Source organism: Bacillus sp. FJAT-29814 (assembly GCF_001510715.1).
Taxonomy (GTDB): domain Bacteria; phylum Bacillota; class Bacilli; order Bacillales; family Cytobacillaceae; genus Neobacillus.
In genome coordinates, this window is the sequence record NZ_LMTJ01000004.1 from 113,271 (window position 1) to 128,751 (window position 15,481).

The window sequence follows — 15,481 nt, forward strand, 5'->3', positions numbered from 1 at the left end:
ATAGAAAAATAGCATAATAGGGGGGAATAATCTTGGATAATAAAACCATAGTGCGCGTGCTATCGACCACCGCATTCCTGTCGCTTGCCTATGCAGGCGCCGCGCACGCCAGTACATACACGGTCCAAAGAGGCGATACCTTGTCAAAAATCGCCCTGACCCACAAGACGACCGTCAGCCAATTAAAAAGCTTGAACGGCCTAACTTCTGACTTAATCTATCCTAACCAGACCCTTAAAGTTTCCGCCAAACCGGTTGCCGCACCACAGCCGCAGCAGCCAGTTGCCCAAGCACCAGAGCCAGCAGCCACCTATACCGTTGTCAAAGGCGATGCGCTAATCAAAATCGCCAACCGCTATGGCGTCACGGTCGCCGAATTAAAACAGTGGAACAATATTTCCGGCACGGTGATTTACATCGGCCAGACCTTGAAGGTTTCTGCACCTGGACAAGCAGCGCCTGCTCCGGCACCAAGCCCAGCACCTGCGCCTGCACCTGCTCCAGCGCCGGCTCCAACACCGGCACCAGCTCCGAACCCATCAACGGCGCCGCCAAGCTGGCAGTCGAGTATTGAGTACACAATCGTAAGCGGCGACAGCTTGAGCAAAATTGCATCCAAATTCGGCACGACGGTCGGAGAATTAAAGACGCTTAATAACTTATCATCAGACCTAATTTATGCAGGACGCAAGCTGTTGGTACCTGGTCCATCCGGATCCGCTGCTCCTGCCCCGGCTCCTGGTGTTGCACCGGCACCGGCAACCGACTTTGGTAGCAAAACGATTGAAGTCGCAAAAAGTTTAATGGGCATCCCATACGTTTGGGGCGGAAGCACCCTGTCCGGCTTTGACTGCAGTGGCTTCATCTACTATGTCGCCAACCAGTCCGGCAAGAAAATCGGCCGCTATTCTGCTGCCGGCTACTACGACCGTAGCTATTATGTCGACCAGCCGCAAATCGGCGACCTCGTGTTCTTTGCCAACACCTATCAAAAAGGCATCTCGCACGTGGGCTTCTACATCGGCAACAACCAGTTCATCCACGCCAACTCAACGAATGGCGTGATGATCTCAAGCCTGTCGAGCACCTACTACAAACAGCACTTTGAAGCGTTTAAACGCTTATATTAAAGCATAGAGAAGACCAGCCCGTGTTTTTGCCGGGCTGGTCTTTTGTTTTTGGGAAATCGTGAGATTTCCTTGTTTCTATTTTTTCGTTGCTTCCCCTTTGCAGCAAAGTCGTGGCTCATTCGTCAGGTCTAGGCCTGTCTGTGCTGCGGATGGCGTTCAACAACGTTGCAGAGTCAAGTGCACCTACCAAGGTTCTTTTTTCAAAAAGCTTGTTTCATTCGTTCAGCGTGTGCGGCCGTTTATTTTTTCGATATAGGTATTTTTCAAGGAAATGGCCGATGCCGCCAAACAGCAGGCCAAACAGGAGTCCGTTGAAGACCGGATAATCCATGAGTGGGACGGTGTCGGCAATCCGGCTGTCATGCCAGAAGAGGCCGAAATCCATCCCGATGACGAGTCCCAGAAAGAACCCGGACAGATAGGTTCTGGTGGCGCCTTCATTTCCCTGCTGGTGCTTGTTGAAGTTTATGGCATAGTTTAACGCCTGCCACATGGCAAAGGCGTAAAAGGATGGGTAGAACAATCCCCAGCCGAGGTTGCCTATCTCATGGGCATCGGCCAGTTTGCCTCTAAAGGAATATAATAGGGCCAGATTTAAATCCGCCTTCACGTTGATTAAAAATTCCAATACAATCAATGCAATTCCTATGACGTAATCCCGGTTGTACAGCTGCCCAAAGCCCGGCAGCACAAGCGACCACAGCATCGCTGCCCAAGGGGATCGATATTTGCGACTTTGCCTCAATAGGGTCCTCTCCCTCACACACGGTATATCTCTATAATTAATTTCAACCTCGCAGGTGAAAATTCCTTTATTTTTACAAATTTTAGTAATTTTTGCATAGATGTACACTTACTGCTTAGGTGGTAGTACCTAAGCAGTAGGAAAAAATGAAGGGTTTTCTTAAAGCGCAAATAAAATTCGCGCGGAGCTCTCACACTTTGCAAGGGGCTATCCGGGAAATCGCAAGATTTCCTTATATCTACTTTTTCGTTGTGTTCTCTTTGTTTCAAAGATGTCGCTGGTTCGTCCTTCACAACCCCGCTCTATTCTCGGAATGGGTATATAACATACCCAGAGTCAAGTACACCTGCCAAGGTTCATTTTTCAATCATTATTCTTCGTTACGAATTGAGCAAATAAAGTTCGGGGGGACCCAAAAAAGAGGTAACTTTTCTCCATATTTGCAGAGAAAAGTTACCCCTTTTTAAGAACATCTCAGTAAGAGTTCTCTAGTAGTTTTTTAAATTCCTCCGCCGGTAGCGGCTTGCTGAACAGGTAGCCTTGGGCGCAGTTGCAATGGTATTTGCGCAGGATGTCGAGCTGGTCGGTGGTTTCGACACCTTCGGCGATGACGTTCAGGCCGAGGTTGTGGGCCATGAGCAGGATCGCGGTGGCGATGTTTTGATCGCAATTGCTGTTGGCGATATCCTGGACAAAGGATTGGTCGATTTTCAAGCTGTCGATTGGGAAGGTCTTCAAATAGCTGAGCGAGCTATAGCCGGTGCCGAAATCGTCAATGGAAATATTGACGCCGAGGTCCTTTAATTCCCGCAGAATTTTTGATGCGGTTTCGACATCTATCGTCATGCTTTCGGTGATCTCAATCGTCAGGTGTGCGGGGTTAATCCCCGTCTCGTTTAGGGCATCAGCAATCACAAAAGCCAAGTTCTTTTTGTAAAATTGGCGAATCGAGATGTTGACGGCCACCGACAAGTCGAGCCCCTCCTGCTCCCATGCCTTCAGTTGCCGGCAGGCGGTGTTCAGGATCCACTCGCCAATCGGCACAATCATCCCCGTTTCTTCGGCGATGGGGATGAAGCGGTCAGGTACAACATGGCCGAGCGTCGAATTTTTCCAGCGCAGCAGCGACTCGGCGCCGACTATGGTATTGGTGGAAAGGTTTATGATTGGCTGGTAATGGAGCTCAAATTCTCCCTTCTCCAGCGCTTTTCGCAGCTCCTTTTCGATTTCGTGACGGTCGTACAACTCCTTGTCCAGGACGGCGTCATAAAACTGATAGTTGTTGCGCCCTTTGTGCTTCGCCTTGTACATGGCAATGTCAGCCTTCCTGAGCAGGTCACCCACGGTATCGCCGTCAGAAGGATACAGGCTGATGCCGAGGCTCGTGGTGACAAACACCTCATTCCCGTCGACGATTAACGGTTCCTCCAACACATTAATGATCCGCTGGGCGATGCTTGCGGCCTCCTGTTTGCTGACATTATTTAGCAGCAGGGCAAACTCGTCGCCTCCCTGCCTTGAAGCCGTGTCCTCCTCGCGGATGGCGGACTGAAGCCTTCTAGCGACATGTTCCAGCACCAGGTCGCCCATGTTGTGGCCGAGCGTGTCGTTAATGATTTTAAACCGGTCGAGGTCAAGGTACATGAAGGCAATGGCTTGCTGCGGCTTGTCTGTATGCTGTTTAATTGCCTCCGTGGCTCTTTCGTCAAACAGCCGCCGTTTCGGCAGGTTGGTCAGCTCGTCATGAAAAGCCATAAAGTTGATTTTTTCCTCGGCTTGGTAATGGTGGACGGCTAAGCTTGTCAGGTGGACAGCTTTTTCGATGAGCTGGATATCGGCCTCGGTCGGTTCACACGGCTGGTTGTAATAGATTGAAAAAACAGCAATCGGCTCCTCCTGGCTGTTGAACACAGGTGTCGACCAGCTGGCTCGGAGTCCGCATTTGACCGCGATGTCCCGGTGCTTTTTCCATAAGGGGTCATTGGCGATGTCGCTGACGATGATTGGCCGTTTATGGTACGCAGCGGCGGCCGCCGCTCCCGACTCCGGACCGACGGGCAAATGGTTGATTTGCTTTGTGTAGGCGGCCGGAATCGACGGTGAAGACGCATTGACGAGGCTTGTGCCGTCTTGTTCTGTTAGATAGATCGAGCATATGCCATCATCGGAAACGAATTCAACCAGACGGATGATTTCGGCGAGCACATCGGTAAGCTTAGCTCCTTTGGCAATCATTTCAAGGACGTGATTTTGACCGTTCAGCATTGTTTCAAGGGTGTTCCTCTCGGTGACGTCGCGGACCATGCCGACGACGCCTTCGATTTTGCCCTCGACCCAGATCGGCACGGCGGTGATAAATAAGTCCAATGCTTTTCCATCTTTTTTATGAATGCTGATGTTAAAACGCTCGCTGACGCCTTCCAGAACGCGCTTGAAGTATTGAGTGGCCACTTCCGCTTCGTCCAGGTTCATTAGCTCGTAAAAGGACATCTGCAGGAGTTCTTGTTTGTCGTATCCGACTAGTTCGGCAGCCGCGTCGTTGACGAGGATGAATTTTCCTTTCAGGTCGAGCGCGTAGCAGGCGTCATGGTTATAATCGAACAGTGATTGATAGATATCCGATTTTGGGCCAATAATCGAGTTCATCTTACCGAATCCCCTCATGGTGAATTATTATTTAGTCTACTAAATTTTGTTAAGGTTATCAGTATTATGAGGGATTTGGATAGTGGGAAATTTTAGCGGGTTGAGGCGAGTCTGTGGTGCGCCGGATGCGAGGGTTAACAACTTTATCATTTTTTTGGTCAGTTTTTATATTTTATTGGTCGGTTTTTCAATTTTATTGGTCGGTTTTTCAATTTTATTGGTCGGTTTTGAGGTTTTATTGGTCGGTTTTGATATTTTTCTGGTCTACATCCCATAATGGGGCTAATTCTGTCAAACCCTCATAGATTATTTGTCGGAGTCAAGGCCTGCGTTCATTTTTCAAAAGGCTCTTGGGTTTGTCACTCCTCTAAAGGCCGATTTTTGGGTATAATAGAGGAATATGGATTTTTTGGAGGAAAGGGGCGGAGCGGCGCGCATGTGTATCTGTTGATTCAAGTTAAGGGGCAGGTATACTTTTTTATGGCTTGAATTAGGCTTGCTTAGCTCTGCTCACACCGCCTTTATTGGCAAGGTCTGATTGTTTGTATCATTTTTTTAAATATATAGGGTGCTGATACGCAGGATTATTTTTGAGTAGAGGAGGCGCGGACGATGGAGTCGTTTCCTGGGAGTGAGAAGGTTCAGGAGCTGGCGGATGAGCTGCAGGATTTGTTGATTGCGCATTCGTCGGAGGATGCGCGGATGGTCCAGAGCGGGATGATGTTGTTTCGGCAAGGGCTGGTAACGCAGCTGCGGTATGAGGGCGGCGAGTTTTATGCGACTGTGCAGGATGTGACGCCGGCGAAGGTGCGGCTCGATCCGGAGTTTCTCGGCTTGAGTGAGTGTTCGTGCCCGGGCGAGGGGCTGTGCCGGCATCAGCTGGCGGTGTTTTTTGCCGTGTATTCGAAGGTCGGCAGTGTGAGCGATTGGCTGGCGGAGTGGCGTGAGCCGGCGCGGGAGACGCGGTCGGCGGCGGTGATGGGGCTACAGATGGCGAAGGACCTGATGAAGGCCGGGCGGCTGCCGAAGCCGGATTACGACAAGTGGCTGCAGCTGTTTGAGTCGAGTTTCGATACGCTGGTGGGCGGCAAGAAGTATACGAATCCGTATGTGATTTCGGAGCTGTTCGGAATTTACCAGCGGCGGGTGATGGCGAGTGCCCCGATGGAGCAGGAGTGGCGCCAGTTGTATGGGCTTGTGGCGGCGGTTGTGTCGTTTCGGAAGCTCGCAGTGCTGACGGATGAGCTCGGGTTTGCCGAGGAGGCCGTGCGCCGGGCGTATGGGCATTGTTTTCATAATTTGTTGGATGATGCTGACGATTTGTCTGGAAAAATTAGTGCCCAGGCGCTGCCGTTTGCGTTTGATGCGTTTATTGAGCGGTTGAAGGATGAGGTGTTTGCGGCGCTGACGTGCAGTGCCGGGTTCGTTCAGGAGCGGGTGTATTTGCACCGGGTACTGTGGACGGAGGTTTTTCGGAAGAAAGAGTGGCGGCAGGAAGAGGCTTTGCGGATTGGCACGCGGTTGAAGGATTTGGACGACGAAGAGAATCCGCTGGCGCTTGAGGTGACGATGATTCATTTGTACTTCCTGCTCGACAATGATGAGCTGGCGTTGAAGCTGGCCGGGCGGATTGATGATCCTGCTTTGGTTCCGTTTATGATTTACTGGATTGATTTTTTCACAGTCGCGAAGGCATGGCGTCGTGTCGGGCCGGTGATTGACATGTTCTTGAGTAAGCTGAAGGGGTATTTGGAGCGGCTCGCGTCGTATCATAGCCGTTCGGCGTTTGTGCGCACGGCACTGCGGGCGATTTCTGGTTATTGCACGGAGAATGGGCGGTTCGAGGTGTTTGAGCGGGCGATGTTGAGCGGTTTGCCCTATAGTTATGCTGATTATGAGTACTTATTGTTTGAGCGCGGCGATTATGCGCGGTGGGCTGAGCTGCAGGCGTTTGTCGGGATGGAGTACGCCGACTTGCCGAAGGAACGGGTAAAGATGGTCGAGAAGGAACGGCCAGATTTGCTGCTGGGCATGCTGCATCAGGTCGCGCAGAAGGAGATTGATGCCAAGAATCGGAGTAGCTACCGGTTGGCAGTTCGGCACCTGAAGAAGCTGCGCACGCTGTACAAGAAGCTGAAACGGGTTGACGACTGGGAGTATTTTTTGGATGGGTTGATGGAGCGGACCAAAAGGCTTAGGGCGTTTCATGAGGAGTGTCAGAGGAGTAAACTTATATAGTGTGTTGGAAATGGTGTTATTGGTGTCAGGCACCGCCCGTGGACAGTTTGGCGATTTTGTCCACGTGGAGCGGACAGTTGGGGGTTGTGGGTTGAAGTTAGGTTTGATGCGGGCGGTACCTGAGGGCGGGCGAAAATAAAAGTGGGATTTGTGCAAATAAAACCCTAATGACTACATCTAATGCATAGAATTAGGTTTAGATTGTGGGTCTTGTAGAGTGCTCATTAGCAAAAAAAGAGTAATTTTTATCTTTTAAAGAGATTTCGGCAAATGCTGCTGCTAAATTCTTTAAAGATACTATTTTTAGAAAGTACATATTGGATACCCGCACTATTTTTTTGAGGAAGGTGCCGGTAAAGTGTTATAAAGTGCCGGTAAAATCGGAATATCGCCGGTAAAGTGCCCAAATCTGCCGGTAAAGGGTGCGATCTAGTCTGAAAAGAGAGAGTGTGCCGGTAAAGTGTTGAAAAGTGCCGGTAAAATGAAAAAAGCGCCGGTAAAGTACCTGTAAGCGCCGGTAAATGGCAAAAAGGAGCATGTTTCGATGCTTAGAACCAAGTTTTTGAAATTAAATACAACTAAATTAGCGGACGGCCGCTTTCTTCTTTCTGCTGAGGATGAGCATGGGCGGACGATGGCCCCGTTTCGGTGGAAGAACCTTGTGTTCAGTAGTCATGAGGAAAGTTTTTTCGGGACGGTGCTGGACGAGGCCGCGGTGGACGGTGTCGAGGGTGTGGCCGTGAATGGCTGGCAGCTTGTGTCGTTGTTTGCCAAGGAGTCGTTCAACCGCTTTCTTGAGTGGGACTGGAATGAGGAGTCCGAAATTTGCTTAGCGGCTGGCAACTCGCTTTATGAGGGCATCGTCGAAAAGGATTGGCATCCGGACTTTTCAGTGTGGGGACCTGAAGGCGAATTCCGCTGGAAGCTCCCCGAGCGGGTCAAGGATGAGTTTGGGCCCGAGTTTTGGGAACAGGATGTCGAGGATCCAGGGATTGAACACGAATCCCCCGCCCCAACTGCCCGCGAGTACATTTCCGATTTGTTCAACGAGGCGATGGATTCTTTTTTAACAAGAAATGCGGCGATGAAGGAGCTATTCGGGCCAAAGCTGGACCTGTTGAAAAAGCAAAACATTTCTGGTGTTGAGCTTGCGCGGTATTTTGATGAGGAAAGTTGGCTTGAGTGGGTCGGAATCAAGGAGAGCGATGCGCCATTTACGATTGGGCTGCGGCTCGATGAACCCGAGGACGGCGAGGGCGACTGGAGTCTGGATGTGTTTTTACGCGGAAAGAAAGATGTCGACCAAGTGGTGGATGTCGAGGATGTGAAGCGGATTCCCGCCAAGTGGCGGTCATTTTTGGATAAGGTGGACCGCGAGCAGGCCCGCTGGGTGCGGCTGATTCCATGGCTTGGCGATGACGCTGGGGATGTGGATGCTGAGGGGATTGCCCCGTTGAAAACCGAGCTGACCGAAGAAGAAGCGTGGATGTTTTTGACCGAGGCTAGCGAGACGTTGTTGGCGCTTGATGTCGAAATCCTCCTCCCTTCGTGGTGGCAGGCGATGAAAAATGCCAATTTGAAGGTGAAGGCGGCGGTCAAGGGGACCGGGAGTCACCGGCCGTCATTTGTAGGTTTACAGCAGATGTTAGATTTCAACTGGCGTTTTTCGATGAATGGCGTCGATTTGGACGAGGATGAGTTTAACAAGCTTGTCGAGGAAAAGCGTCGGCTTGTCTATATTCGCGGGCGCTGGGTGAAGCTGGACCCGCAGTTTATTCGACAAATTCAGGATTTGATGAAGCGGGCTGAAAAAGAAGGCTTGCATGTCCGCGATTTGCTTGAGCAGGAGCTGGTGGCGTCCGGCGAGGGTGAAGAGGATGCGGAGAATCCGAAGGCGTTCGCCAAGATTCAGATTGAACTGAACCGGCAGTGGAAGCAAATGATGAAGCAGTTGTCGGAGACGAACGAGGTGCCGATTGTCGAGGTGCCGGATGGGCTGAACGGCGAACTGCGGCCTTACCAGCAGCTTGGGATGAGTTGGCTTTGGTTCCTGCGGCAGTACGGGTTTGGCGCTGTGTTGGCCGATGATATGGGCTTGGGGAAAACCGTGCAGCTTATTTCGTATCTGTTAAAGGTGAAAGATGAAGTTGGCGATCAAATTGGGGTTGTGCTTGGTCAGGATGTTGGTGGCGGTGGAAGTAGCAGCGGTGTAGCTGACGTTGAGACTGTTGACATTGTGGAAAGTCAGCAAATGGTGCCTGACACCGATGGCGGTGTAGACACTGTTCCAAACGTGGAAAGTCATGTATTGGTGCCTGACACCGAGACAACTGACACCACGACTCAAGCCATCACCCCTCGTAAGAAGGGTTCTACTCCAACCACCCCATCGAAGGTGCCAACAAAGGCAGCGTTGATAATATGCCCTACTTCTGTTCTGGGGAACTGGCAGAAGGAGCTGGAGCGTTTTGCGCCTGAGATGAAGGTGCATTTGCATTATGGGTCGAACCGCCTGAAGGAGGATGCTTTTTCCAAGAAGGTGCAGGATGTGGATGTCGTGCTAACCTCCTATGGTTTAACCCATCAGGACTCTGAGGAATTGGAGTCGTTGCTGTGGAGCACGATTGCGATTGATGAGGCGCAGAACATCAAGAACGCTCAGACCAAGCAGTCGAAGGCAGTGCGCAGGCTGCGTGGCCGCCATCATATCGCGCTGACAGGGACCCCGATGGAAAACCGGCTGTCCGAGCTTTGGTCGATTTTTGATTTTACCAATCACGGCTATCTCGGAAGCTTGGGACAGTTCCAAAAGCGGTTCATCATCCCGATTGAAAAGGATGATAAGAAGGATAAGATTCAGCAGCTTCAGTCGTTGATTCGCCCCTTCCTGTTACGCCGGACGAAAAAAGATGAAGAGGTTGCGCTTAATTTGCCTGATAAACTCGAACAGAAAGAGTATTGCCCGCTAACGGCCGAGCAAGCATCACTGTATGAGCAGCTGATTCACGATACGTTTGAGCAAATTGAAAAACTGACCGGCTTTGAGCGCAAGGGGTTAGTGTTGCAGATGCTTAGCCGGTTGAAGCAGCTGTGCAACCACCCTGCTCTCTATTTGAAGGAAAAGTCGGCGGGACGGCAGCTGTTGGACCGTTCCAATAAATTGGAGAAGCTTGTTGAGCTGGTTGATGCGGTTTTGGACCAGGGCGAAAGCTGCCTGATTTTTACGCAATATATCGAAATGGGCGAGATGATTCGGAGTACGGTGAAGAAGAAGTTTGGCGTGGATGTGCCGTTTTTGAACGGGAGTGTTTCGAAGACACAACGTGATGCGATGATTGAGCGGTTCCAAAATGGGGAGTTTCCGGTGTTTTTGCTGTCGCTGAAGGCGGGCGGAACCGGATTGAACCTGACTGCGGCCAATCACGTCATCCACTACGATCGCTGGTGGAATCCGGCTGTCGAAAACCAGGCGACGGACCGGGCCTACCGGATTGGGCAGTCACGCTTTGTGCATGTCCACAAGCTCATCTGTACTGGCACACTTGAGGAAAAAATCGATGCCATGCTTGAGAAAAAACAATTCCTCAACGATCAGATCATCCAGAGCGAAAACTGGATCACCGAGCTTTCGGATGATGAATTGAAGGATTTAGTGTATTTGGGGTAAGAGATTTGGACAGTGGCTTTACGGACCACTGTCCTTTTTTGAATATCTTTTGGAATATTATAATGTAGACCAAGAGGATTGATTTTTGTAGAAGCAATGTAGCTAGAGGCTTGTCAAAGTTGTTATAAACATGGAGAATCCTTAGTTTTAAATATTGTAAACATATTCTTAATCTTCATCGGGTTCTATGCCCCAAAATATTTGCACTGTTTCCTCCGTATTTGCGTAATAACAAGCATCAATAAAAACTCTTTTTTGTTCATCTGAAACTCTATAAATTATTACAACATTATTAATCAGAATCCAAAAATACCCGTTTAGGTAGAATCCAGGGTAATCAGCAACCCCAAATGCCTTTTTCCGTGGTTCTTTAGATAAAATATTTTTCGATTTACTATAAACCATTTTATGATTAATATTAAATAACCTTGCTAACGCTTGGACGGCTGCTCTACTCCAACTAACTCTAAATTTCACTTCCATTACCAGCAGCCTCTTTTATTAATCTCATAAATTCTTCCTCATCATCTATATAATCATCATCAGATTCTTTAGATGATTCACTAAGCTGTTTTAAAACACCCTCGTTACTAAAGATTAAATCGGTCATTTTTCTTTTTTGTATTTCTGAAAAATCACCTCCATTCTTTTCTTCTAATTTCACCGAATAACCAAATTCATTTTCTATAACCATTACAAGCTCTTCAAGGTCGATTTTGTCCTTGCCCTTGACTATTTTTTCAAAACGTTCCCTGGTTATATATTGCATATGAACATCCCTCCAATTTCCAATATTATACCACGAAATATTGTGATAGACACTTCACATGAAAGTTTGTCTATATAGGGAGGCTAATTCTCCGAAAAACGCTTCCTTTCTTTCAATCAGAGAATTTTTAATATAAAAGGACCCAGCCTGAACCGGGTCCTTCAAATTATTTCTATCGATATTAGTCTAAGATTACAATTTTAACCGTTTTTCTTCCCCACTGAATGGCTTGGGCATAGGTTGGCATGAGTACGTCGATTTTGTGGCCTTTGATGGCGCCGCCTGTGTCGCCGGCGATGGCCACTCCGTAGCCTTCCACCCAGACTTTTTTACCGAGCGGGATGACTCTTGGGTCGACTGCGATTAGCTTCATGTTCGGATTGGCCGCGATATTATAGCCCAACTTTGTGATGGACCCGGACTCTTCCGGACTGTAAGCGGTTGCGGAAACGTATAGTTCTTGTCCCGAAATGGCCGCTCCACCCCCATCATTTGTTGCTGATGCAACCTGTGGCCTAGGCTGTGGCGCCATGGCTGCCTGGATATTGGCAATTTGGGATGCGACTGCCGCCTTTTCCTTTTCGGCTAGTGCAACCTGCTGTGAAATCTGATCATATTTTTCCTGCGCTACAGCTAGTGTCTGCTGCTGTTGCTGCATGTTGTTGTCAAGCTCGGCCTGCTGGCTGGCTAAGGTTTGTTGATGTTCTTCTAATACCTGCTCCTGCCGATCAATCACTTGCTTGTCCTTTTCAATCTGCTGCAGGTCTGTCTTTTGTGCTGTTAAAATATCTTTATCCGCATCCATCAGTGCTGATGCCGCACTGGCACGCTTCAGGAATTCGGCAATGCTATCGGATTCAAAGAAAATGCTGATCATTAAGTTGACATTGTCATTTTGCTGGAGCGCCACGGCCCGCTTTTTCATGATGTCATTACGGCCAAGGATTTTATCCTCCAGGACGACAATTTCTTCTCTTTTTTGTTGGATGAGCCTGTTAACCTCATCAATTTCTGCTTGCGTTTTGGCCATTTCTTCTTTGTTTTTTGAAATGGAATTATATAATGAATCGAGTTCTGCCTGGATTTTCTTTATTTCTTGATTGACAGCTTGCTGTTGGTCCCTTTGTTCTTCTAGCAATCTTTGTTTCTCTTGAAGCTGCCTATTTGCATTATGTAGGGCTTCATTATTGGTTTGTGCATATGTAACGGCTGTGCCGGTTCCACATAACACGAATGTAAGTACCACGAGAACTATGCGCTTAAACGTATGCTGCATACACTTCTCCCTCCTTATATGTCAGTTATAACAGAAAAACGTGCCTGTTATGTTACAAAAACATTAAAATAACATCACAAATAGACCTAAAACTGCAAAAAACAACCAAAAAATGGATAAAATGTGGCGTTTTGGGAAGTAATTTGGTAATAAATAGGGGGTTAGTGGGGATAGTCGCATTGGTACAGTGTAAATGTCGCTATTGGTGTCAGGCACCACTCGTGGACATTTGTCCGTGTGGGGTGGACAAATCCTTTTGCAGTTATATAACAAGATGGTAATAAACAACAAGCCGAAAGGTTCCGGCTGAAAACCGGAACCTTTCGGCTTGTTGCAGGGTAATTCTAGGAGGGAATCTTGCGCAAATTAATAGGAGTTAGGGTTAGCTCTCCTCTGATAGTTTTCTTAGTTCTTCGACTGAATAAGGTGTATGTTTGGCAACCTCTGATAACGGCAACCCGCTAGCCAACAGGCTCCTTACAACTGATAAAACTCCCTTCTCCCTAGCATCTTCCAACCTGCTTCGCTCGTCTGATAGGGCCTTTTCCCTTAGTTCATATTCCCGTCTTGTTTCTGGGGAGGCGCTCAGCCGGTTCAGTTTTTCTTCCGCCTGATTCAGAATTCCGTCCATGCATATAACCTCCTTCAACAATTTTCCGAAATATCCTCTTTTAAGAATAATAGCCAGCGATGCAGTGGATTATTCAGGTCGTGTACTATTTACTATAATGTCGGAGTTTCTATTTTGATTCTAAACCACTTCAAATCTTAACCCTTATTTTACCATAAACCTTCCGTTCATCGCTTTCCCTAAGTTGTTTTGCCGCTGACAGGTTGCGTACCTTGATTCTTTTTGGAAAGCAGGTTTGGTGCACGGGATATCTCAACAGGAATGAAACCCATGGTCCCTCCTGTACAACAAAGTGGCCCAGTGCTTCAAAAATTTCCGCTTCAGGTACTTCACATTCGGATTCAACTTTTAATGAATACTGGTTAAAGGTAATGTGGAAATTCATATTACAAAAATAAATCGGCTCTTTTTCAATGTCCCTAAGGGGGATATATTGATAAGAAGAATTTGTTAACGAGGCTGACTGATGTGATAGTTTGATAGCATCTGAAAAATTAGGTTTCCTACTAACCGTCCATTCTTTGCTGCTGGTTACGTCTCCGATAAACACCAGGAATACATCATCCATTCAACACCTCCAAATTATGACATAAACATACATTTCTCCTAATTATTCGACCAAATTCTCCAATCTCCTTTCCTGTAAAAATGACGTTTTCGTGTCATTTCAATCGTACAGTGCGCAACTTGATGAGGGTGTGAATGTTGCGCCCATGTAATCCCCCGGCAATCGTAACCGGGGAGTTTTTTTGGCATTTTTCAAAACTGGCTTACATAGGAATACAAAGAGGGATGTCCAAATTTTAAAGGGGGAATTTTTCAAATGAAGCATGTTGGAAAAGGATTGCTCATTGTTGTGTTGATGTTTGTGCTCGCAGCCTGCGGGGGCGGCGGCAGTTCGTCCAGCGGAATGAAGCTGGTGGAGGACGGCAAGTTCACGTTTGCGGCTTCCGGTGAGTTCAAGCCATTCAGCTATGTGGCGAACGACGGCACGATGTCCGGATTTGACATCGATGTCGCCGAGGCAGTTGCAAAGGAGCTAGGCCTTGAACCGGTTCAGAAGAAATTTAAGTTTGGCGGAATTGTCGAAGGCGTCAAGTCTGGCCGCTTTGATGCCGCTGTCGCCAGCCATACCATTACGGAGGAACGCTTAAAAGCGGTAAATTTCTCTATCCCCTACTACTACTCAGGCCCGCAAATCTTCGTACGCCCGGACAGCACCGTTCAAACCCTCGATGACCTAAAGGGCAAGGAAATTGCCGTTTCAAAAGGATCCACCTATGCGGAAATGGCCGCGAAAGTCACGGATAACATCATTCTCCTCGACAGCGACGTCGTGGCGCTTGAGGCCCTGAGCAAAGGCAAGCACGACGCGGTCATCACCGATTTCGTCACCGGGAAGGAAGCGATCGGCGCCGGAATGAAGATTGTCGGCAAGGATATGCTGGGCCGAAGCGAGCAGGCAATCGCGGTCGCTAAGGGCAACGACAAGCTGCTTGAGGAAATCAACAAAGCCCTCGAAAAGCTTCGCAGCAACGGCACCCTGACAGTCATCAGCAAGCGCCACCTCGGCGAGGACATCACACTGGATCCAGAGAAGCAGGAGTAATTGGAAATGACCCGAGTTGGCGTGAAAAATGGCGAACCGGAACCAAGAGTAATTTTCACCCCAGGGCGAATCGGCGTATTTGCCCTTTTTTCAAAGAAAGGAGTGTGTCATGAACTGGCTGCAAAAGTTTATTGATTCCTATCCCGTGTTTTTGAAGGGCATGCTGCTGACGTTCGAGCTGACCGTTGTGGCCATTTTCTTCGGCATTTTTGTCGGGCTGTTCTTTGCTTTTTTAAAAATTTCCAAAATCAAACCGCTCGAGTGGATTGCCGACACCTACATCTTTCTCGTCCGTGGCACGCCGCTCATTGTCCAGATTTTCGTATTCTACTATGGTTTGACATCGCTGAATATGTCGCAGTTTCTCGCTGTCGTGCTCGGCCTCGCCTTCCACAACGGTGCCTACATCGCCGAGATTTTCCGCGGGGCAATTCAGTCAATCGACCCCGGGCAGATGGAGGCAGGCCGCTCGCTCGGGATGAGCGTCAAGCTCACGTACCGGCGCATCATCATGCCCCAAGCGTTTCGGCGCGCGATGCCGCCGCTCGGCAACCAATTTATCATCGCCCTGAAGGATTCGTCGCTCGCCGCGTTCATCGGAATGTACGAGCTGTTTAACGTCGCGACCACCTTCGGCTCCAACACTTTCGACTACATGACCTACCTACTGGTCGTCGCGGTTTACTATCTCATCCTGGTGTTTATTTTCTCAGTATTGTCAAACCGGGTGGAGAAGCGACTCGCTGTCAGCGATTGAGAGCGGTGGCCGA

Annotated in this window: 14 protein-coding genes; 7 read left to right on the plus strand and 7 right to left on the minus strand. The window is 48.8% G+C overall.

The genetic code is table 11. The features are described 5' to 3' along the window. Nucleotides 1-32 precede the first annotated feature (32 nt). Complete coding sequence (locus AR334_RS10815) at nt 33-1,130, plus strand: LysM peptidoglycan-binding domain-containing protein (RefSeq protein WP_082692897.1); 1,098 nt, start codon at nt 33-35, stop codon at nt 1,128-1,130. A gap of 214 nt (nt 1,131-1,344) precedes the next feature. Here the strand turns inward: AR334_RS10815 and AR334_RS10820 are convergent, their stop codons facing one another. Together AR334_RS10820 and AR334_RS10825 are read right to left on the minus strand one after the other, a co-directional pair. Next, entirely contained in the window at nt 1,345-1,875 is a 531-nt protein-coding gene (locus tag AR334_RS10820; protein WP_066309723.1) for a hypothetical protein, read from the minus strand. A 474-nt stretch (nt 1,876-2,349) separates the two neighbouring features. Next, a complete protein-coding gene (locus AR334_RS10825) occupies nt 2,350-4,521 on the minus strand; it encodes an EAL domain-containing protein (protein ID WP_066309726.1) in 2,172 nt (723 codons plus the stop codon). A gap of 612 nt (nt 4,522-5,133) precedes the next feature. On the opposite strand from AR334_RS10825, the gene AR334_RS10835 reads away from it, so the two are divergent. From AR334_RS10835 to AR334_RS10840, 3 genes are all read left to right on the plus strand, one after another. Beyond that, the gene (locus tag AR334_RS10835) at nt 5,134-6,759 is read left to right on the plus strand and encodes an SWIM zinc finger family protein (RefSeq protein WP_066309730.1); all 1,626 of its coding nucleotides are present in this window, start codon (nt 5,134-5,136) and stop codon (nt 6,757-6,759) included. A 1-nt stretch (nt 6,760) separates the two neighbouring features. Continuing rightward, entirely contained in the window at nt 6,761-6,898 is a 138-nt protein-coding gene (locus tag AR334_RS30145; protein ID WP_216638023.1) for a hypothetical protein, read from the plus strand. A gap of 405 nt (nt 6,899-7,303) precedes the next feature. Continuing rightward, on the plus strand, nt 7,304-10,426 hold the full coding sequence (locus AR334_RS10840; protein ID WP_066309738.1) for a DEAD/DEAH box helicase: 3,123 nt from the start codon (nt 7,304-7,306) through the stop codon (nt 10,424-10,426). Nucleotides 10,427-10,594: 168 nt separating this feature from the next. Here the strand turns inward: AR334_RS10840 and AR334_RS10845 are convergent, their stop codons facing one another. From AR334_RS10845 to AR334_RS10865, 5 genes are all read right to left on the minus strand, one after another. Then, nucleotides 10,595-10,909: a hypothetical protein gene (locus AR334_RS10845; RefSeq protein ID WP_066309742.1), complete on the minus strand. Its 315-nt coding sequence runs from the start codon at nt 10,907-10,909 to the stop codon at nt 10,595-10,597. Beyond that, a complete protein-coding gene (locus AR334_RS10850) occupies nt 10,893-11,195 on the minus strand; it encodes a hypothetical protein (RefSeq protein WP_066309749.1) in 303 nt (100 codons plus the stop codon). The genes AR334_RS10845 and AR334_RS10850 overlap by 17 nt, the downstream gene beginning before the upstream one ends. A gap of 181 nt (nt 11,196-11,376) precedes the next feature. After that, a complete protein-coding gene (locus AR334_RS30630) occupies nt 11,377-12,471 on the minus strand; it encodes a 3D domain-containing protein (protein WP_066309752.1) in 1,095 nt (364 codons plus the stop codon). Nucleotides 12,472-12,853: 382 nt separating this feature from the next. Beyond that, entirely contained in the window at nt 12,854-13,102 is a 249-nt protein-coding gene (locus AR334_RS10860) for a hypothetical protein (RefSeq protein WP_066309755.1), read from the minus strand. Between the two features lie 130 nt (nt 13,103-13,232). Then, entirely contained in the window at nt 13,233-13,670 is a 438-nt protein-coding gene (locus AR334_RS10865) for a hypothetical protein (RefSeq protein ID WP_066309758.1), read from the minus strand. A gap of 255 nt (nt 13,671-13,925) precedes the next feature. On the opposite strand from AR334_RS10865, the gene AR334_RS10870 reads away from it, so the two are divergent. The 3 genes from AR334_RS10870 to AR334_RS10875 are packed head-to-tail and all read left to right on the plus strand — an operon-like array spanning nt 13,926 to nt 15,468. Beyond that, nucleotides 13,926-14,711 carry a transporter substrate-binding domain-containing protein gene (locus AR334_RS10870; protein ID WP_066309761.1) on the plus strand — a complete coding sequence of 262 codons (786 nt, stop codon included), beginning with the start codon at nt 13,926-13,928 and terminating at the stop codon, nt 14,709-14,711. A gap of 6 nt (nt 14,712-14,717) precedes the next feature. Then, entirely contained in the window at nt 14,718-14,846 is a 129-nt protein-coding gene (locus AR334_RS30635; protein WP_301337162.1) for a hypothetical protein, read from the plus strand. Beyond that, nucleotides 14,821-15,468, plus strand: coding sequence for an amino acid ABC transporter permease (locus AR334_RS10875; protein ID WP_066309764.1), 648 nt, complete (start codon nt 14,821-14,823; stop codon nt 15,466-15,468). The genes AR334_RS30635 and AR334_RS10875 overlap by 26 nt, the downstream gene beginning before the upstream one ends. The last annotated feature ends 13 nt before the right edge of the window (nt 15,469-15,481 follow it).